General features: G+C 58.2%; 17 protein-coding genes. 9 read left to right on the forward strand and 8 right to left on the reverse strand.

The window, feature by feature from the left end:
• Positions 1–443 precede the first annotated feature (443 nt).
• From mutT to JZI28_RS20130, 3 genes are read right to left on the reverse strand one after another with little or no spacing between them, the layout of a single operon-like run.
• A complete protein-coding gene (gene mutT / locus JZI28_RS20120; RefSeq protein ID WP_297341247.1) occupies positions 444–842 on the reverse strand; it encodes an 8-oxo-dGTP diphosphatase MutT in 399 nt (132 codons plus the stop codon).
• The gene (gene argJ, locus JZI28_RS20125) at positions 839–2,065 is read right to left on the reverse strand and encodes a bifunctional glutamate N-acetyltransferase/amino-acid acetyltransferase ArgJ (RefSeq protein ID WP_375698745.1); all 1,227 of its coding nucleotides are present in this window, start codon (positions 2,063–2,065) and stop codon (positions 839–841) included. The genes mutT and argJ overlap by 4 nt, the downstream gene beginning before the upstream one ends.
• Before the next feature lie 2 nt (positions 2,066–2,067).
• Entirely contained in the window at positions 2,068–2,919 is an 852-nt protein-coding gene (locus tag JZI28_RS20130; RefSeq protein ID WP_295449579.1) for a peptidylprolyl isomerase, read from the reverse strand.
• A 179-nt stretch (positions 2,920–3,098) separates the two neighbouring features.
• Here JZI28_RS20130 and secA point away from each other — a divergent pair, with 179 nt between their 5' ends.
• From secA to JZI28_RS20145, 3 genes are all read left to right on the forward strand, one after another.
• On the forward strand, positions 3,099–5,804 hold the full coding sequence (gene secA, locus JZI28_RS20135) for a preprotein translocase subunit SecA (RefSeq protein WP_375698746.1): 2,706 nt from the start codon (positions 3,099–3,101) through the stop codon (positions 5,802–5,804).
• Between the two features lie 249 nt (positions 5,805–6,053).
• Entirely contained in the window at positions 6,054–7,019 is a 966-nt protein-coding gene (locus JZI28_RS20140; RefSeq protein WP_375698747.1) for a hypothetical protein, read from the forward strand.
• Between the two features lie 24 nt (positions 7,020–7,043).
• Complete coding sequence (locus JZI28_RS20145; RefSeq protein WP_297340552.1) at positions 7,044–8,600, forward strand: phosphate ABC transporter substrate-binding/OmpA family protein; 1,557 nt, start codon at positions 7,044–7,046, stop codon at positions 8,598–8,600.
• Positions 8,601–8,753: 153 nt separating this feature from the next.
• Here the strand turns inward: JZI28_RS20145 and radC are convergent, their stop codons facing one another.
• The 3 genes from radC to dnaK all read right to left on the reverse strand — a co-directional run bounded on the left by radC (position 8,754) and on the right by dnaK (position 12,832).
• The gene (gene radC, locus JZI28_RS20150; RefSeq protein ID WP_375698748.1) at positions 8,754–9,536 is read right to left on the reverse strand and encodes a DNA repair protein RadC; all 783 of its coding nucleotides are present in this window, start codon (positions 9,534–9,536) and stop codon (positions 8,754–8,756) included.
• 134 nt (positions 9,537–9,670) lie between these two features.
• On the reverse strand, positions 9,671–10,834 hold the full coding sequence (gene dnaJ / locus JZI28_RS20155; protein WP_297340550.1) for a molecular chaperone DnaJ: 1,164 nt from the start codon (positions 10,832–10,834) through the stop codon (positions 9,671–9,673).
• Positions 10,835–10,912: 78 nt separating this feature from the next.
• A complete protein-coding gene (gene dnaK, locus JZI28_RS20160; RefSeq protein WP_375698749.1) occupies positions 10,913–12,832 on the reverse strand; it encodes a molecular chaperone DnaK in 1,920 nt (639 codons plus the stop codon).
• Between the two features lie 210 nt (positions 12,833–13,042).
• Here dnaK and JZI28_RS20165 point away from each other — a divergent pair, with 210 nt between their 5' ends.
• Positions 13,043–13,645 carry an alpha-ketoglutarate-dependent dioxygenase AlkB gene (locus JZI28_RS20165; protein ID WP_295449599.1) on the forward strand — a complete coding sequence of 201 codons (603 nt, stop codon included), beginning with the start codon at positions 13,043–13,045 and terminating at the stop codon, positions 13,643–13,645.
• Here JZI28_RS20165 and JZI28_RS20170 read toward each other — a convergent pair.
• Both JZI28_RS20170 and JZI28_RS20175 read right to left on the reverse strand, forming a co-directional pair.
• On the reverse strand, positions 13,642–14,253 hold the full coding sequence (locus JZI28_RS20170; RefSeq protein WP_375698750.1) for an SH3 domain-containing protein: 612 nt from the start codon (positions 14,251–14,253) through the stop codon (positions 13,642–13,644). The genes JZI28_RS20165 and JZI28_RS20170 overlap by 4 nt on opposite strands.
• Entirely contained in the window at positions 14,250–15,071 is an 822-nt protein-coding gene (locus tag JZI28_RS20175; RefSeq protein ID WP_375698751.1) for an ABC transporter permease, read from the reverse strand. Before JZI28_RS20175 ends, JZI28_RS20170 begins: the two co-directional genes overlap by 4 nt.
• A 134-nt stretch (positions 15,072–15,205) precedes the next feature.
• Here JZI28_RS20175 and cysQ point away from each other — a divergent pair, with 134 nt between their 5' ends.
• The 5 genes from cysQ to JZI28_RS20200 all read left to right on the forward strand — a co-directional run bounded on the left by cysQ (position 15,206) and on the right by JZI28_RS20200 (position 20,047).
• Complete coding sequence (cysQ, locus tag JZI28_RS20180) at positions 15,206–16,003, forward strand: 3'(2'),5'-bisphosphate nucleotidase CysQ (protein WP_297340292.1); 798 nt, start codon at positions 15,206–15,208, stop codon at positions 16,001–16,003.
• The gene (locus JZI28_RS20185; protein WP_375698752.1) at positions 16,003–16,803 is read left to right on the forward strand and encodes a 3-deoxy-manno-octulosonate cytidylyltransferase; all 801 of its coding nucleotides are present in this window, start codon (positions 16,003–16,005) and stop codon (positions 16,801–16,803) included. Before cysQ ends, JZI28_RS20185 begins: the two co-directional genes overlap by 1 nt.
• Before the next feature lie 244 nt (positions 16,804–17,047).
• Positions 17,048–17,950: a UTP--glucose-1-phosphate uridylyltransferase gene (locus JZI28_RS20190; RefSeq protein ID WP_375698753.1), complete on the forward strand. Its 903-nt coding sequence runs from the start codon at positions 17,048–17,050 to the stop codon at positions 17,948–17,950.
• Positions 17,951–18,018: 68 nt separating this feature from the next.
• A complete protein-coding gene (galE, locus tag JZI28_RS20195) occupies positions 18,019–19,002 on the forward strand; it encodes a UDP-glucose 4-epimerase GalE (RefSeq protein WP_375698754.1) in 984 nt (327 codons plus the stop codon).
• Between the two features lies 1 nt (position 19,003).
• A complete protein-coding gene (locus JZI28_RS20200; protein ID WP_375698755.1) occupies positions 19,004–20,047 on the forward strand; it encodes a glycosyltransferase family 2 protein in 1,044 nt (347 codons plus the stop codon).
• Positions 20,048–20,214 lie beyond the last annotated feature (167 nt).

Consider the following 20,214-nt stretch of genomic DNA (forward strand, 5'->3'; position numbering starts at 1 on the left):
GGCTGCCCCGGTTCTGTGAGTGAGTGGTGGTCTTTCGAGAGCAGCGCGATAAGTTGTGATCCTTGAGGATCTTATAGCTGCACTGCACGATAGGTACTGCCTGTATGAACCTGCCGAGGATCTCTTGTTGGCGTCCTGGGGAGAACATAGAGCCGTTTGAGATCCTCTGGTCGTCTGTGTTGACCTTGAATAAACGCTATTTTGAGTGGGTTTGTTAATGTTCTGCCCAATTTCTGACAAAATAGTTAACAAAAGGTTTCCGGTGATTCGCGGTGCGAATCATTTCTAGAAAATTTCAGGCATTTGACGGTTATTTTCTGATCGCTTGGCATGAAGGCCCACATGATTGCTCTGTTTAGTGCAAAACAGGCTGCATGGAGCGCATAAACAGGGCCGCACGCGATGATGCAGAGGCCCTGTTTGCTTTGCGTTCTAGCGCCAGTTTACAGCCAGTCGCGCAAAATGGGGATCAGCGGGATGTCTGCGGCAGGCATGGGGTAGCTGCGCAAATCCTGCGGACGGACCCATTTGAGGGTTTGCCCCTCGCGGGCCTGAGGAATGCCCTCCCATTTGCGACAGGCAAACAGCGGCATCAGCAGGTGAAAGGTCTCATAGCTGTGGCTGGCAAAGGTCAGCGGCGCCAGGCAGGAAGACCAGGTGTCGATGCCCAGTTCCTCCTGCAATTCGCGTATCAGGGCTGCTTCGGGTGTTTCGCCGGTTTCGATCTTACCGCCGGGAAACTCCCACAGACCGGCCATGGATTTGCCTTCAGGGCGCTGCGCAAGCAGCACCCGCCCTTCAATATCAATCAGCGCGACAGCGGACACCAGAACGGTTTTCATGATCGGTAATCCGCATTGATGGTGATGTATTGATGGGTCAAATCGCAGGTCCAGACAGTGCAGGTTCCATCCCCCAGGCCCAGGTCCACCTTGATGGTGATCTCATCGCGGGTCATCTGGGCAGCGCCGTCTTCTTCGCGGTAATTTGGGGAAACCCAGCCCTTTTCGGCCACCAGAACATCACCAAAGGAGATCGACAGCAGGTCTCTGTCAGCTTCGGCCCCGGATTTGCCAATAGCCATCACCACCCGACCCCAATTGGGATCTTCGCCGGCAATTGCGGTTTTCACCAGCGGTGAGTTGGCAATGGAGAGCCCATGGGTCTTTGCTTCAGCATCCGACACCGCACCGGTGATCTGGATCTCGACAAATTTCGTCGCGCCTTCGCCGTCGCGGACCACCTGGTGCGACAGGTCCAGCATCACGGCTTCCAGCGCCTGGGAAAATTCAGCACTGTCAGAGACATCAACCCCGGAAGCACCGGTAGCACAGAGCATCAGACTGTCCGAGGTGGAGGTGTCACTGTCCACAGTGATGCAGTTGAAACTGCGGTCACAAAGACGGCTGAGCTCGGCCTGTAGGGCGGCTTGCGGCAGTTGTGCATCGGTGAAGATATAAACCAGAATGGTGGCCATATCCGGTGCGATCATACCGGAGCCTTTGGCGATACCGGCAATCGATACGGTTTCACCACCAATGGTCACCTCGGCCGAGGCCCCCTTTGCAAAGGTGTCGGTGGTCATGATCGCCTCTGCAGCGGCTTCCAGCGCCGTCGCGTCCAGGCCATCGTTCAGATCTTTGATCTGGGCGATGATGCGGTCATGGGGCAGGGGCTCGCCAATGACACCGGTGGAGGCGGTAAAGATACGCGCCTCGGGCAGGCCGGTGATGTCAGCCACTGCGGCACAGATTTCTGCCACCGAGGTTTGGCCGTAATGGCCGGTAAAGGCGTTGGAATTGCCAGAATTTACCAGAATGGCAGCTCCGGCAGAACTGTCACCGCCAAGTTTTGCCTGACAATCGCGTACCGGCGCCGAACGGGTTTTGGAGCGGGTGAACGTGCCGGCAACCGTGGTGCCGGGATCCATCACCGCCAGCATCACATCGTTGCGGCCCTGGTATTTCACCCCGGCGGCCCCGGCGCAAAGACGCAAGCCTTTGATCACGGGCAGTTGCGGAAAGGAGGAGGGCGCCAAAGGCGAACGGGGGAGGCTATCGCCCATAATTAGTTCCTTACCAGGCTCAGATCGCGCAAAATCGCGGGGTCGAGATCGTCAATTTCAGGACGTTCTATGATTGCTGCAGCGGTCAGGTCGCTGACGCGGGCCTCGACAGCGGCACTCTGCAGTTCTTGTTGAAGCGCTTCGCGGACCTCTTCAAAGGCGGGGGCAGCGGTCTTGCGCCGCTCTTTGAGCAGGATCAGGTGCCAGCCAAACTGGGTCTCTACGGGATCAGAGATTTCCCCGGCCCGCAGCTCCAGCACGGCCTGTTCGAATTCGGGCACCATGCGTCCCTTGGTAAACCAGCCCAGATCGCCGCCATTGGGGCCAGAGGGTCCGGTCGAGCGTTCTTTTGCCATGATCGAAAAATCGGCTCCGGTATCCAGCTCGGATTTGATCTCTAGCGCGTCTTCCTGGGTTTCAACCAGAATATGCGCGGCGTTGAATTCGTCACCGCCGTCGCCATCCGAGTATCTATCCTCATAGGCCTGACGCAGAGCCTCTTCATTGCTCGCGGAGTTCATCACGGTTTCGATGACATTGGCGGCAAGCAGGGCGCGTTGTTCGTTCTCAACCGCCAGCTGTACATAATGGGGCACACCGCCGTGCAGCTCCTGCTTTAGCGCGGTTTGCTGCACCAGCTGATCAAGGATGGCATTGTACAGCACATCATCCGGCAATTGCTTGTACTGCTCTGGCAGACTGTCGCGGGCCATGATCATGTGACCCAGCGTGATCTCTTCGCCGTTGACGGTTGCAATCACGGTATTGGCATGTGGCGCGGCCAATGCAGGCAGGGGCAGGGCCATAAATAGAGCCACTGCTGTACCTTGCAAAAAAGTGAGACCTTTACGCATTGAATTCTTCCTATTCCCGGGCCGCAAAGGGGCGCGGCGTTGACACTTATTTTCCTGCCCCTTACATCCCAAAAGAGGCCCGGGGCCGGACCGTCGTTTCCACTATTGTTTATGGGTTGCGACCACGACGGGCAAGCCTGCCTGACATCAGGGCCACCAAGAGGATCGTTGGAGAACACATGCTGGGTATCGGAACACTCGCCAAAAAGGTTTTCGGGACACCGAATGACCGTAAAATCAAGGCGACACGGCCATTGGTTGCTCAAATCAATGCGCTGGAAGACACGTTCGAGAAACTCAGCGACGAGGGTCTCAAAGACAAAACCGTTGAGCTGCGCAAGCGGGCTCTGGAGGGCGAGTCACTGGATGCGCTGTTGCCAGAAGCCTTTGCCAATGCACGCGAAGGTGCACGCCGGGCCCTGGGCTTGCGGGCCTTTGATACCCAGCTGATGGGCGGTATTTTCCTGCATCAGGGGAACATCTCCGAGATGAAGACCGGCGAGGGGAAAACCCTTGTGGCGACCCTCCCGGCCTATCTGAATGCGCTGACCGGACGTGGCGTGCATGTGGTGACGGTGAACGAATACCTGGCCAAACGTGACTCCGAATGGATGAGCAAGGTCTTTGATGCGCTTGGCATGACAACAGGTGTGATCTGGTCGGGGCAGCCTGATGAAGAAAAGATGGCGGCCTATGGTTGCGATGTCACCTATGCCACCAATAACGAACTTGGCTTTGACTATCTGCGCGACAACATGAAGCCCAGCCTGGATCAAGTTTTCCAAAAGCAGCACAACTTTGCCATCGTGGATGAGGTCGATTCGATCCTGATCGACGAAGCGCGGACACCGCTGATTATCTCTGGCCCGGCAGAAGATCGTTCCGAGCTCTATATTACCATCGACAAGATGATCCCTCTTTTGTCGGAAGAACACTACGAAATTGATGAAAAAACCCGTGGTGTAACCTTCACCGAAGAGGGCAATGATTTTCTGGAACAGACCCTGCGCGAGCACGGCCTGCTGGAGGCAGAGGCCTCATTGTATGACCCTGAAAGCACCACTGTGGTGCACCATGTGAATTCGGCTCTGCGGGCACATAAGCTGTTCCAGCGGGACAAGGATTACATCGTGCGCGATGGCGAGGTGGTGCTGATTGATGAATTCACCGGACGGATGATGGCGGGGCGCCGTCTCTCTGAGGGGCTGCATCAGGCGATCGAGGCCAAGGAGGAGGTCAATATCCAGCCGGAGAACACCACGCTGGCCTCTGTCACCTTCCAGAACTACTTCCGCCTTTATGACAAGCTGTCCGGCATGACCGGCACGGCCCTGACCGAAGCCGAGGAATTTGCCGAAATCTATGGCCTGGGCGTGGTTGAAGTGCCGACAAACAAACCCATCGCACGGGTTGACGAGGACGATCGGGTCTACCGAACGGCGGCTGAAAAGTTCCAGGCCATGGTGGATGAGGCCAAGACCGCCCATGCCAAAGGCCAGCCGGTGTTGTTGGGGACCACCTCAATCGAGAAATCCGAACTGCTGAGCATGATGCTGCAGAAAGAGGGCATCAAACATAACGTGCTGAACGCCCGTCACCACGAGCAGGAAGCCCAGATCGTTGCGGATGCGGGTCGGCTCAACGCGGTAACCATTGCCACCAATATGGCGGGCCGGGGGACTGATATTCAGCTGGGCGGCAATGTCGATATGATCGTGATGGCAGCGCTTGAGGCCAACCCGGATGCGGATCCTGTCGCTCTGCGGGCTGAGGAAGAAGCCAAGCACGCCGAAGAAAAGAAAAAGGTTCTGGAGGCGGGCGGCCTTTGTGTGATGGCCTCTGAACGTCACGAAAGCCGCCGGATCGACAATCAGCTGCGCGGCCGTTCTGGTCGCCAGGGGGATCCGGGGCGCACCTGTTTCTATCTCAGTCTCGAAGACGATCTGATGCGGATCTTTGGCTCTGAGCGGCTGGATAAGGTTCTGTCGAGCCTTGGCATGAAGGAAGGTGAAGCGATCATTCACCCCTGGGTGAACAAATCGCTGGAACGCGCCCAGGCCAAGGTCGAGGGTCGTAACTTTGACATGCGTAAGAACGTGCTCAAATTTGACGATGTGATGAATGACCAGCGTAAGGTGATCTTTGGTCAGCGTCGTGAAATCATGGCAGCCGAAGACCTGTCTGAAATCGTCGGCGATATGCGCCATGAAGTGATCGAAGAGTTGATCGACACCTATATGCCGCCCAAAACCTATGCTGAGCAGTGGGACATTGAGGGCCTGCATGCCGCTGTTTTGGAAAAGCTGAGCATGGATGCGCCGGTAGCTGACTGGGCCGCCGAAGAGGGCGTCGACGATGAGCAAATGTCGGAACGCCTGGCCGAAGCCGCTGACCAGATGATGCAGGAAAAGACCACAGCCTTTGGTCCGGAAAGCATGCGCAACATCGAAAAACAGGTGCTGCTGCAGACCATTGATGCCAAATGGCGTGAACATCTGTTGACGCTGGAACATTTGCGCTCGGTCGTGAGCTTCCGCGGCTATGCGCAGCGTGATCCGCTGAACGAGTATAAAAACGAGAGCTTCCAGCTGTTTGAAACCATGCTCGATTCGCTGCGCGAAGATGTGACCCAGCAGCTGAGCCGGGTGCGTCCAATGACCGATGAAGAGCAGCAGAAGATGTTGGCTGAAATGGCCGCACGTCAGGCTGCCATGCAGCAAATGGCGTTGGGTGGGGCTGCTGCAACACCAGAAACCAACCCAGAGGATGCGGCGCCCGGATTTGTTGAGGATGACCCGTCGACCTGGGGCAACCCGTCGCGCAATGACAAATGTCCCTGCGGATCGGGTAAAAAGTTCAAACATTGCCACGGACGCCTGACCTGACCCTGGGCCCGGTGGGATACATCATAAACTAATCATAAATAGCCCCGGCCTTTGGTCGGGGTTAATTCTTTTTGGCTAGCTCTAATCCCGAGTTCACCAAAACGGCGTGGCAGATCGCTGCGCCCTATTTGGTCAAACTGAGGATAAATGCCCAAATCATATCAACGGGTGGCCATAAACCGGCCTCCTTTTGCGGGTCAGATCTAAAGGCCCGAATTAGGTTTATTGATCGGGCGTTGGAGAGTTGAAATGCTGAACAAACGCATACTTCTGATCAGCGCGGCCACGGCGGCCTGTGCCTTGGGGATTGGCTTCTTTATGCAGCCTTCCACCGTTGCGCCTGCGGGTTCGGGCGGCGATTCTGATCTGGCTGGACAGCAGTTGCCGCAGGAACCAGCGTTGGCCAAACCGATTTCCATCGAAAAAATTACCCTGACGTCTGCGAACCCTGATCTTGCGGATGCAGATGAAACCACCGCTTCGGAACAACCGACAGGGGGCCGTCAGTTGCGGGTTGCAGCCTGCGGTGTGACAGCAGGTGCTACCGCTCTTCCTGGCGCCTTGGTGGCGCTGAAAATCGCCGCGCCTTGCCGGGGTAATGAACGGATTACCCTGCACCATCAGGGCATGATGGTCACAGAAACACTTGGACCGGACGGGTTGTTGGATCTGGTGATCCCAGCGCTGTCCAGAACGGCCACCTTTATTATTGAGCCTGCCAGTCTTGCGACGGATGCAGACCCGGCGCCTTTGGGTGCGGTAGTGCAGGTGGCGGTGCCGGATATGGCAGAGGTCGACCGGGTTATGGTGCAATGGAGCGGCAACAGCGGCTTCGAAATACATGCCCGCGAGTTCGGGGCGCAATACGGCGAAAACGGTCATGTCTGGCATGGGGCTGATCCCAATCAGGCCTCCGCTGGCAAGATGGTTCAGCTAGGCGATGCCGCTCAACTGGTGCCGCGTCTGGCAGAGATTTATAGCTTTCAAAGAGATACGGGCGCGCCCGCCGCACAAGCGGGTGTCATCGAAATCAGTATCGAGGCAGAGATCACCGAAATAAATTGTGGCCGCGAAATCGCAGCGCAGAGCCTGCGGGTTGTCGCCGGACGGGTTCAAACGCGGGATCTGGTTCTCAACATGCCAGATTGCACGGCGACTGGTGACTTTCTGGTGTTGAATAATCTGGTAGAAAACCTGAAAATCGCTGCAAGATAATCTGCAGCTAATTCAGGACTTCACATGGTCAATTTTCGTGCGGCGGTTTGCGCCGCACTTCTCCTTTTTGTCACTGCGCACAGTGGACGGGCGCAGGATGTCACCCTGTCGTCCCCCGATGGCGTGGTTGAGATCAGCGGCAATCTTTTGGGATTCGATGGAGAATTCTATCGGGTCGAGACCAAGTTTGGAGAGTTGACGCTTGATGGATCAGGGGTCAGTTGCGAAGGGCCAGGCTGTCCCAGCCTGTCGGATTTTGTCGCCGAGGTTACCCTGTCCGGTTCGGCGCAGATGGCAGAGGTTCTTTTGCCGGCCTTGATCGAAGGTTTTGCCCTGCGCAATGGCTATAAAACCCAACGCGAATCCCTGCCTGACGGCAATTTCGAATATCTTCTGGTCCAGCGTGAGGGGCGTCCTGTGGCGCGGTTTTCCTTTCTGGTCAGCACCACCGATGTGGGTTTTGCCGATTTGATCGCACAGCAGGCCGATATCGTGATGGCCCTGCGTGAAATGCGCCCCACGGAACAAACACTGGCCCGTGCCGCTGGGCTGGGGGATATGACGGTGGCTCAACGCAGCCGGATTGTGGCGCTGGATGCCATGGTACCGGTGGTCTCGCCCGAGAACCCGGTCACGCGGATATCGATCCCGGATCTGGCGGCAGTGTTTTCCGGCGCAATCACCAATTGGCAGACGCTGGGTGGACCGGATGCGCCGATTTCCGTGCATATGCCCCTGGCGAACTCTGGATTGACCCAGGGCTTTGCAGATCGGGTTTTGGCCGCGTCAGGGGTGCAGCTGACGCAGGATCTGCGATATCACGAGCGCGGCGCGGCCCTGGTGCGGAGGGTTGCGACCGATCCCTTTGCAATTGGCATCAGCAGTTTTTCCAACGTCGGCTCTACCCGGATGTTGACCCTGACAGGGGGCTGCGGGTTTTCGCTTCGGGCCAATCGGCGTGGGATCAAAACCGAAGACTACCCGCTGACGGCGCCGATGTTTTTATATCTGCCGCAACGCCGTCTGGCCAAGGTCGCGCGGGACTTTCTTGCCTATGTGCGCGGCCCAGGGGCACAGATCGTGATCAGACGGGCCGGATTTGTCGATCAGGCGCCTGAGCATATTTCGATGAACGCCCAAGGGGATCGGTTAAGCAATGCGATTTTGGCGGCCGGACCCGAGGTGGAACTGGCAGAATTGCAACGACTGGTGCGCAGATTGACCGGGTTTCGCCGTCTGACCACCTCTTTTCGCTTTGAGGCAGGGTCCGCCCGCCCGGATGCGCAGTCTCGCAGCAACGTGGAACAATTGGCCCGGGCGCTGGAAACCGGGCTTTACGACGGTAAGGTGCTTAATTTTGTAGGGTTCTCGGATGGGGACGGGGCGGCGGCCGGCAACCGGAGTATTGCGTTAAAGCGGGCGGAGAGTGTGCGTGATGCGGTGCTGGCCACGGCGGAGCCAGGCAGCGTCGCGCGGGTGTCGGTGCAGGTGGATGCCTTTGGTGAGGCGCTGCCCATGGCCTGCGATGACAGTGGCTGGGGCCGCCAGGTCAACCGCCGGGTCGAGGTCTGGGTGCAGTAAGCCGAGGCTCGCTTGCCCAGTCCTCAGGCCGCTGTGTTGCGCCGTCAAAGGGGGGCTCCCGCAGCTTTTGGCCTCTCATCACAGATGAGACAAAGCGCTTTGGGCCCGGCGCCGCTGACGCGGCGCAGTTGGCGCCCCTGGCCACCGTGGCGGTTACAACAACAGACCTTCTGCACGGAAACTGAGTTCAGCATTACTGCCAATGATCAGATGGTCATGCAGGGTGATCCCCAGCGGAGTGAGCGCCTGATTGATTCGCTCGGTCATGTCGATGTCACTGGCAGAGGGCGTCGGATCGCCAGAAGGATGGTTGTGCACTAAAATGAGCGCGCTGGCGTTCAGGTCCAGCGCCCGCTTGGCCACCTCACGGGGGTAGACCGGCACATGATCAACGGTGCCGCGGGCCTGTTCCTCATCCGCGATCAGACAGTTTTTGCGATCCAGAAACAGCACTCGGAAATGTTCCGTACTGCGGTGAGCCATAGCGGTGTGGCAATAGTCCAGCAAAGCGTCCCAGCTGGAAATCACCTGCCGCTGCATCACCCGGGCGCGGACCATACGCTGAGCGGCGGCCTCCAGCACCTTGAGGTCAGTGATCAGCGCCTCGCCGACACCTTTGACCTGGGCCAGCCGTTCCGGCCGGGCGCTGACAACGCGGGCAAAGTCGCCAAACTGTTTCAGCAGCTGATGCGCCAGCGGTTTCACATCCTGGCGCGGCAGGGCGCGAAACAGAACCAGCTCCAGCAGCTCATAGTCCGGCATCGCTGCAGCCCCGCCTTCGCGGAACCGTTGCCGCAGGCGTATGCGGTGGTCCTTGATGTAAGAGGGCAGGCGCCCGGCCGTTAGTGGCGCTGGAGCCGGGGCCTCCTGCGTCGTCAGAGCCTCGTTTGCGAACAGCGGCAGGGTGCCAGTGCTGCCTGCCTTGCCATGTGCCATCTGGAGCCCTCTGCTGCTGGTCTGGAGCGGGGGCAAGGCTAGGCGGTGAGAGGCAGGCCGCAAAAGAAAAGCGCCCCCAAAGGAGCGCTTTTAATGGTGATGTTTTGGTTTTGAGGGGGTGAGCGAGGCTCACATCACCCTTTCATACCGTCCCAGAAGCCCTTGACCGAGGAAAAGAAGCTGCGGGATTCGGGGTTGGTGGTGTCTTCCGACAGGTCCTCGAATTCGCGCAGGATTTCCTTTTGGCGAGCGGTCAGGCTGACGGGTGTTTCCACCGCCAGTTCGATGAACATGTCGCCAACGCCGCCGCCACGCAGGGCGGGCATGCCCTTGCTGCGCAGACGCATCTGGCGGCCAGACTGGCTGCCCTCGGGGATCTGCACGCGGCCCCGGCCACCGTCGATGGTGGGCACCTCGATGGCGCCCCCAAGCGCGGCCTTGGCCATGGAGACGGGCACCCGGCAATAGAGATTGTTGCCGTCGCGCTCGAACAGATCATGGGCGGAGACCTCGACAAAGATGTAGAGATCACCCGGAGGACCACCACGCAGGCCAGCTTCGCCTTCGCCAGCCAGGCGAATGCGGGTGCCGGTTTCCACGCCTGCGGGGATGTTCACCGACAGAGAGCGGTCCTTTTCGATCCGGCCATGACCGTGGCAGGTTTTACACGGGTTCTTGATGATCTGGCCCAGACCGGAACAGGTCGGGCAGCTGCGTTCCACGGTAAAGAAGCCCTGTTGCGCGCGCACCTTGCCCATACCGGAACAGGTAGGGCAGGTGGTGGGCTCTACGCCACCTTCAGCACCGGAGCCGTCACAAGAGGTACAAGAGACCGACGTGGGCACCTTGATGGTCTTGTGCAGCCCAGAGAAGGCCTCTTCCAGAGAGACGCGCAGGTTATAGCGCAGATCAGCCCCACGAGAGGCGCGCTGACGCCCACCGCCGGCCTGACCACGGCCGCCCATGAAGTCCCCAAACAGATCGTCAAAGACATCGGAGAAGGCCGAGGAGAAGTCCCCGTTGCCGCCACCGGGACCGCCGGGTCCACGACCGCCGCCGCTGCCCATGCCGTTTTCAAAGGCAGCATGACCAAAGCGGTCATATGCGGCCTTCTTCTCGGCGTTTTTCAGGACGTCATAGGCCTCGTTGGCCTCTTTGAACTGTGCTTCTGCATCCGGGTTATCGCTGTTGCTGTCCGGGTGCAGCTCTTTGGCCTTCTTGCGAAAGCCTTTTTTGATTTCATCAGCGCTGGCGCCTTTGGCCACACCGAGAATATCGTAATAATCGCGTTTCGACATCGGTTTACCCCTGCTGCCTCAACGACAACGAGCCGGTCCGTGGTCGGACCGGCCCGTTGCGGCCAAGTAGTTCAGACCTTAGCGCTTGTCGCCGTCCAGATCTTCGAATTCGGCGTCGACAATGTCGTCATCACCAGGAGCGGCACTGTCGTCAGCGGCAGAAGGCTCGTCGCCCGCGTCTTCCTGAGCAGCCTTGTAGATGGCTTCACCCAGACGCATGGAGGCCTCAGTGACGTTCTGGATGCCTGCCTTGATCTTTTCGGCGCTGGCGTCGTCCCCTTCCAGATCATCCCGCAGCGCGGCCAGAGCCAGCTCGATGGCTTCGACAGTGGAGGGATCCACCTTGTCGCCATGCTCTTCGACGTGCTTTTCGGTCGAGTGGATCAGGCTTTCGGCCTGGTTCCGCGCTTCGATCAGCTCGCGACGCTCTTTGTCCGCCTCGGCGTTGTCTTCCGCGTCCTTGACCATCTGGTCGATGTCGGCGTCGGACAGACCACCAGAAGCCTGGATGGTGATAACCTGCTCTTTGCCGGTGCCTTTGTCTTTGGCCGAAACCGAAACGATGCCGTTGGCGTCGATGTCAAAGGTCACTTCGATCTGTGGCAGGCCACGGGGCGCTGGTGGGATCTCTTCGAGATTGAATTGACCCAGCATTTTGTTGTCCGCCGCCATTTCGCGCTCACCCTGGAAAACCCGGATGGTCACAGCCGACTGGTTGTCTTCGGCGGTCGAGAAGACCTGAGACTTTTTGGTCGGGATGGTGGTGTTGCGGTCGATCAGGCGGGTGAAAACACCGCCCAGGGTTTCGATACCCAGCGACAGAGGCGTCACGTCGAGCAGAACAACGTCTTTGACATCGCCCTGCAGAACGCCGGCCTGAATGGCGGCACCCATGGCAACCACTTCGTCAGGGTTCACACCCTTGTGGGGCTCTTTGCCAAAGAATTTGGTGACCTCTTCGATCACTTTTGGCATCCGGGTCATACCACCAACCAGAACAACCTCGTCGATGTCAGAGGCCGACAGGCCAGCGTCTTTCAGAGCGGCAGCGCAGGGTTTCATCGAGGCTTTGATCAGGTCGTTGACCAGCGATTCCAGCTTGGCACGGGTCAGTTTCATGACCATGTGCAGCGGCTGACCCGAGGAGGGATCCATTGAGATGAACGGCTGGTTGATTTCTGTCTGGCTGGAAGACGACAGTTCGATCTTGGCTTTTTCAGCGGCTTCTTTCAGACGCTGCAGGGCCATTTTGTCTTTGGTCAGATCAACGCCGTGTTCTTTTTTGAACTCACCCGCCAGGTAGTTGACGATGCGCATGTCAAAGTCTTCACCGCCGAGGAAGGTGTCGCCGTTGGTCGATTTCACTTCGAACAAGCCGTCGTCGATTTCCAGGATGGTCACGTCGAAGGTACCACCACCAAGGTCATAAACCGCGATGGTCTGGGTTTCTTCCTTGTCGAGACCATAGGCCAGCGCGGCGGCTGTTGGCTCGTTGATGATGCGCAGCACTTCGAGGCCAGCAATTTTGCCGGCGTCTTTGGTGGCCTGACGCTGGGCGTCGTTGAAATAGGCAGGAACCGTGATCACTGCCTGGGTTACGTCTTCGCCCAGGTAGGATTCTGCGGTTTCTTTCATCTTGCCGAGGATGAAGGCGGAGATCTGCGAAGGAGAGTATTTCTCATCCTTGGCTTTTACCCATGCATCGCCATTGCCACCGCTGATCAATTCAAACGGCAGGTTCTTTTTGTCTTTTGCGAGGTCTGCATCGTCAAACCGGCGGCCGATCAGGCGCTTGACGCCAAAGACGGTGTTGTCCGGGTTGGTGACGGCCTGGCGTTTGGCGGCCTGACCAACCAGACGCTCGTCGTCGGTGAAGGCGACGATCGATGGTGTGGTGCGTGCGCCTTCGGCGTTTTCAATAACGCGCGGCTGCGAGCCATCCATGATAGCAATACAAGAGTTGGTGGTTCCGAGGTCAATCCCGATAACTTTGCTCATTTTGATCCCTTTACTTACTAAGGCGATTACCCGCGGCCTGAACCCGTTGTGGCATCCAGGCCCCGATTTTGTTGCAGCGGGGTCTGCACCTCACTGCGTCACGGCGTATATAGGGAGCAGAAATTGACCCTGCAAGCGCCAGAACGCACCGAGAAATGCGATTCAGTGCGCTTTTTTGCATGTGATGTAGTTAAGAATGGAATAATCGGCATGAGCTTGTTGCGATTGCGTGGGTTTGAAATCCACAAGGGCTATCTGGATCTCGCCTCTCAGCGCGCCCTGATTGAGGTCCTGCGCCCGATTTTACGGACTGCCCCGCTGTTCTCTCCTACCGCGCCGGGGGGAAGAAAATTGTCGGTGCGTATGACATCGGCAGGAAAATTCGGCTGGATTGCAGATGAGACCGGCTATCGCTACGTCGAAAATCACCCCAAGGGCATGGGCTGGCCTGCGATCCCTGACAGGCTGCTGGAGCTTTGGCATGGGGTTACGGGTTTGCAGCGGCAACCGGAGTCCTGTCTGCTGAATTATTTTGGCCCGGATGCCAAGATGGGGCTGCACCAGGACAAGGATGAGGCGGATTTTTCTTTTCCCGTGGTGTCGGTCAGCCTGGGGGACGATGGGCTGTTTCGGATGGGTGACACCCGGCGCGGCGGCAAAACGGATAGTATCTGGCTCAATTCTGGCGATGTGGTGGTGATGGGTGGCGCGGCGCGGCTTGCCTATCACGGGGTGGACCGGATCCGGTTCCAATCATCGCGACTGCTGCCCAAGGGCGGGCGCATAAACCTGACCCTGCGGGTGGTAACCTAGTTAGAACTTAGCGAGCAACAGCCCGAGTACTGGGTCCATTCACCATTCTGGTTGATCAAGAAATCGGCCGTCAGGCCAAACACCCTGTCCGACATCCCGTCTGAACAGACCTGACGTGAGATTACGTAGTGACCGGAAAGCGACTGCCCAGTGAAGCTGCCGCTTTCGCGCATTTGATTGTTGCGCGAGCGACGCTCGATCAGCGGAACCGTCTCTTTTGGACCTCCGAGCAGCGAAAAGGTCAGCGTTCGGCCTTGATATTGCGAGAGGGCACGGGCTGACCAGAACGGTTCGGTGCCAAAACAGCTGGGGCCGTGATTGTTTGGTTGTGAAGCGGTGAGAAAACGCATGGAGACCCAGCCTGAGGTTTCACCAACATTCACCAGCCCCCAGTTTCCGGTCTCATCTTGGGTTATGACCTCGATTTGATCTTCAGCGGGAGCGAAGAAGCCAATGATCTGCGATTTTGCGGATGCAGTTGAGCGTATGTTCAAAACGTCATTCTCAGACACATCGACGACGTGAAACAGCGCCGGGAGATCTTGCGCTGCGACGGGAAAAGTCAGGCAGGTCAATCCAAAGAGGACGGCAGCCAGACTTTGCCTCATCGCCGCGCGCTCCAGCTGATCGAGACATGCCGACGGGTATAGAACTCTCCCATCAGGCCAACCACCACCAGGATCAGCGCCACCCAGGCGGCGTATTCCCAGTTGCTGTAATGGGGGTTGTAGTTGATAAAAACAAAGCCCCGCGCCTGATCAATACAGTGAAACAGCGGGTTCCAGTCAAACATCGCCAACATGAAACTGGGCAGGGTATTGGCCAGGAACATCTTGCCCGAAGCGATCATATTGGCACGTTGATAGATGGTGGTCATGATGCCCACTACGCCAGGCGCCCAGGGTTTCAGTACCAGAAACACCAGGCCAACAGAGGCCCCGGTGACCCAGGACAGCAGGATCATGCCGTAGGCCTGAATGGGCTGTTCGATCTCCAGCGGGGTAAAGGCCACATGGTAGACAAACAGGATCAGAAACAGCGACACCGTCTGGATGTAAAGCGAGCCAAGCGCTGCCGAGAGAATCGCCACCATTGTATTCATTGGCGCGTGTTGCATCATCGGGCTGGCAGGGCCTTCGGCGCCGGCAACGGCACCAACGGTTTTGGTATGGGTCAGGAACAGAAAGATACCCGACATCACATAGAGCAGGAAGTCGCCCCGAATAGCAGACCCGCGCATCCCCAGCACCGAGAACATAAAGTAGAAGACAGCGACAAACATCACCGCCTGCATAATATTCATTCCCAAAGCGATGAGCGCATTATTGTGTTTTGAACGGACACTGCGCACGACAGAATGAAACACCACCTCAAAGAGTGAGATGGCGCTGAAAATTCCTGTCGTCTTTGGACGGATCTGAAACATTTTGCCTGCGATCTGTATGGGGGCCAAAAGAGCTGACCGATATTCCAAGGGACTTCTTGATGATCCACCTGCGAGTCAGCATAAGGGGGCGGAGGCAAATTTTCAATTAACCCTTTCGAGCAAGGAGCGCTTGTGTGACCTACGAAGAGCTTATCCCAGTGATCCGCCGCCTGGCGATCGAGGCCGGCAACAAGATCATGGAAATCTACAACTCCGATGAGTTCGAGGTGAAGGTAAAGTCTGACGACAGCCCGGTAACGGCTGCGGATGAGGCTGCGGATGCTCTGATCTCGGCGGGGCTGCGCAGTGCATTCCCCGATGTGATGCTGGTCACCGAAGAGCAATCCGAATCGCACAAGGCACGCGGTGATACTTTCCTGATCGTGGATCCCCTGGACGGAACCAAGGAATTCATCCACCGGCGCGGCGATTTCACCGTGAATATCGCTCTGGTCGAAAAGGGCATGCCCACCCGCGGTGTGGTCTATGCCCCGGCCAAGAACCGCATGTTCTTTACTCTGGCGGATGGGTCCGCTGTGGAAGAAACCGGCGCCTTTGATCCGGCCGTGATGGGCGAGACGCGCCCCATCCGGGTTGCCAAAAGTGACAATGCCGCGTTGATGGTTGTGGCCTCCAAATCACACCGCGACCAAGCGACCGAGGACTACATCAATAAATACGCCGTCAAGGACAGCAAAAGCGCAGGTTCTTCGTTGAAATTCTGTCTGGTGGCCACCGGCGAGGCGGATATCTACCCCCGCGTTGGTCGCACTATGGAATGGGACACCGCAGCCGGCCATGCGGTGCTGTCTGGGGCCGGTGGCAAAGTGGTCCGCTTTGACGATCATTCGCCGCTGCTCTATGGCAAGGAAGACTATGCCAACCCCTTCTTTATTGCCCATGCACCTGATGTTGAGTTGAAAGAAGCCTGATGTCTGTACTGATCGTTATTCCCGCCCGCTATGCCTCCAGCCGTTACCCCGGCAAACCGCTTGTCGAGCTGACCGGCGCCAATGGAGATAAGCTCACCTTGATTGAACGCTCCTGGCGCGCGGCCTGCGCCGTGCAGGGGGTTGATCGGGTGGTTGTGGCGACTGATGATGATCGCATTCAGACCGCAGCCCGGGGGTTTGGCGCCGAAGTTGTGATGACCTCGCAGAGCTGTGCCAACGGCACCGAACGCTGCGCCGAGGCCCATGCGGCGCTGGGTGGTGGCTATGAGGTGGTGGTGAACCTGCAAGGGGACGCGCCTTTGACGCCCCATTGGTTCATCGAAGATCTGGTGGCGGGGCTGCGTGCCGCCCCCGACATGGGGCTGGCAACACCGGTGCTGCAATGCGATGGGGAGACGCTCAACAGTCTGCTGGCCGATCGCGCAGCGGGGCGCGTTGGCGGCACCACAGCGGTTTTTGGCCGCGATCACAGCGGGCTCTATTTCTCCAAAGAGGTTATCCCCTTCTGCGCCGAGCACTTTGAGGGCGCGGCGCCGACGCCAGTTTATCATCATGTTGGGGTGTATGCTTATCGGCCTGATGCGCTGGCTGACTACCCGAGCTGGCCAGTTGGTCCGCTGGAGCAGCTAGAGGGTTTAGAGCAATTGCGGTTTCTGGAAAACAACCGCAAGATACTTTGCGTTCAGGTGGAGGCGCGTGGCCGGGAATTCTGGGAGCTGAACAACCCCGAAGATGTGGCGCGTATTGAGGCAATGATGGTAAAAATGGGCAAAAATTAAGCAAAATTCCCCTATTAGGCGCAGTCGCTATTCTGCAAATCTAAAGTACAGAGTTGAGCTGGGTCATGAAATTTGCCCAATTTGTGGTTAAAGTAATCTGCGGGGGCGTCGCTAGGTGACGCCGTCGGGGCAGCTGAGCCCATGCAGGCCCCCAAAAGAGGGGACGGACAAACGAGCAAGAAATCCAGGTAACAGCCTTCATGCAAAGCGCGTTAGCCTTGGACGTAGATGAGTGAGAAATTTGATGCGCAAAAAAGTAACAAAAGCGATATTCCCGGTTGCGGGTCTTGGCACCCGGTTCCTGCCCGCCACCAAATCGGTGCCCAAGGAAATCATGACCCTGGTGGATCGCCCCCTGGTGCAATACGCCATCGACGAGGCCCGCGCGGCGGGCATCAAGGAATTCATCTTTGTCACCTCCCGTGGCAAGGGCGCCCTGGAGGATTACTTTGATCACGCCCCGGTGCTGGAACAGGAGCTGCGCAAAAAGGGCAAGGATGATCTGCTGGAGATCCTCAAGAACACCTGCATGGACAGCGGCGCCATCGCCTATATCCGCCAGCACAAGGCCCTGGGGCTGGGCCATGCGGTCTGGTGCGCCCGCCGTCTGATCGCCAATGAACCCTTCGCGGTGATCCTGCCCGATGATGTCATTGCCGCGGAAAAACCCTGCCTGCAACAGATGGTTGAAGCCTATGCAGAAACCGGTGGCAATATGGTCGCCACCATGGAGGTTTCCCCCGCGCAGACCGCCTCTTATGGGGTTCTGGATCCCTGCGACGGGGCCGAGACCTCTGGCGCGGTGGTTGCCGCCCGGGGCATGGTGGAAAAGCCCAAACCGGCTGAGGCGCCCTCGAACCTGGCGGTGATCGGCCGCTATATTCTGTCGCCTTCGGTGCTGCGCAATCTCAACAAGATGAAATCGGGCGCCGGTGGCGAGATCCAGCTCACCGATGCCATCGCCGAGGATATTGCCGCCCAGGTGCCGACCCATGGCTTCCGCTTTGAGGGCGAACGCTTTGACTGCGGCTCCAAGGCGGGGTTCCTGCAGGCGACGGTCTCCTTTGCCCTGTCGCGCCCCGAGCTGCGCGAGGATCTGATGCAGCACCTCCACAAGATCACCCAGATGGACCAGGCCGCCGAGTAAATCGACCATGGCCCTGCCGCACGGGTGGGGCCGCTGAAGTTTGGGACCTTTGAAAAGGCAATACTGACGTGAAGACTGTTCTTGTGACCGGCGGTGCCGGATATATCGGATCACACGCCTGCAAGGCGCTCAGGGCGGCGGGCTATAGCCCTGTGACCTTTGATAATCTGGTGACAGGCTGGAAGGATGCGGTGAAATTTGGCCCCTTTGAACAGGGGGATTTGCAGGATCGTGCCCGGCTGGATGAGGTCTTTGCCAAGTATAAGCCAGTGGCGGTTATGCACTTTGCGGCGCTGAGCCAGGTCGGCGAAGCGATGAGCGAACCGGGGCGTTATTGGGCCAACAATACCGGCGGGTCGCTTAACTTGATTGAGGCCGCCGTGGCGGCGGGATGTCTGGACTTTGTGTTTTCCTCCACCTGCGCCACCTATGGAGAGCATGACAACGTGGTGCTCGACGAAAATACCCCACAGTTGCCGCTGAACGCCTATGGCGCCTCCAAGCGCGCGGTTGAGGATATTCTCAAGGATTTTGGCGCCTCTGACGGGCTGCGCTCGGTGATTTTCCGCTATTTCAACGTGGCAGGCGCGGACCCAGAAGCCGAAGTGGGCGAGTTCCACCGCCCCGAAACCCATCTGGTGCCACTGGTGCTGGATGCCATTGATGGCAAACGCGATGCCCTGACCATTTTCGGCATCGATTACGACACCCCCGATGGCACCTGCATTCGCGATTATGTGCATGTTTGCGATCTGGTGGATGCGCATGTGCTGGGTCTCAAATGGCTGGAGGCTGAAAAGGGATCGCAGATCTTCAATCTGGGCACGGGGTCCGGGTTTTCGGTGCGTGAGGTCATGGACAAGGCCGAGGCCGTGACGGGCCGCGCAGTGTCCTGCAACGAAGGTCCGCGCCGGGCCGGAGATTGCACCAAACTGGTATCGGGTTCGACCCGTGCCATCACCGATCTGGGGTGGGAGCCGCGCCGTTCTCGTCTGGAGGTGATGATCGAGGATGCCTGGAAATGGCACCAGATGGGCCATTACGAGGCCTGAGATGACAGGCGGGCGCAGCCATACTCTGACCTCTGGGCAGAGCTGGGTCGCGCGCTATCGGTTGCGTCTCAAGCGGCGGCGCCTGTTGTGGCGCTGCCTGCGTGCCCGCCAGCACCTGACGCGGCTGGTCGACCGGACTGCCGAGATTTCCCCCGGTGATATCCTGGGCATTGCGGTGTTGCGCAACGAGATGGCGCGGCTGCCCTATTTCCTGCAACACTACCGGGATCTGGGGGTCTCTCAGTTTCTGATCGTCGACAATGAGAGCACGGACGACAGCGCCGCCTATCTGCAGGAGCAGCCGGATGTGTCCCTGTGGCAAACCGGAGCCAGTTACCGCGACAGCCGCTTTGGTGTTGATTGGGCTGGATGGCTGTTGATGCGCTATGGCCATGGTCATTGGTGCCTGACGGTGGATGCCGATGAAATCTTGACATACCCCCATGCCGATCAGCGCAGTCTGGCGGATCTCACCCGGTGGCTGGACCAGCGGGGTGCAAAGGCCTTTGGCGCCATGATGCTGGACATGTATCCCAAAGGCCCTATCGGAGATACCTGTTATCAGCCGGGCGCCGATCCCTTTGCCGTGCTCGATTGGTTCGATGGCGAGGGCTACACCTGGGAGTATCAGCCGCGCTATCGCAATATTTCGATCCGCGGAGGGGTGCGCAAGCGGCTGTTCTTTGCCCGCGAGCCAGAGCACGCCCCGCATTTGCACAAGGTGCCCCTGGTGCGCTGGGATCGCCGGTTTGCCTATGTCAGCTCCACCCATATCGCCCTGCCGCCGGTGTTGAACCAGGTCTTTGATGCGCGCGGCGACTTGCCCACGGGGGTCTTGCTGCACAACAAGTTCCTGGAAGAGGTGCTGGAAAAATCGGCGGAAGAAAAGCAGCGCCGCCAGCATTTTACCCATGTGGAGCGCTATGACAGTTATTACGACAGTTTGATCGCCAATCCGGATCTCTGGTCTCCGCAGTCCCTACAGTATCAGGACTGGCGGCAGCTGGAGAATCTCGGGTTGATGACACGGGGGGCCTGGGCCTAGCCTGCGCTCATTCAAGGCGGGTTTTCCGGCTATCTATTGGGGAGTGAAGACAGGTTTTGCGGCGGGCAGATTGGCAGGGTTCTTGGGAAACAATCTGTTTACCTCGCTTGTGGCAATCCGTATTGTTCCTGAAGTAGAAACAATATTCATGTCGCCTTTCCTCATCG

Source organism: Pseudophaeobacter sp. TrK17 (assembly GCF_042192375.1).
Taxonomy (GTDB): Bacteria; Pseudomonadota; Alphaproteobacteria; order Rhodobacterales; family Rhodobacteraceae; genus Pseudophaeobacter.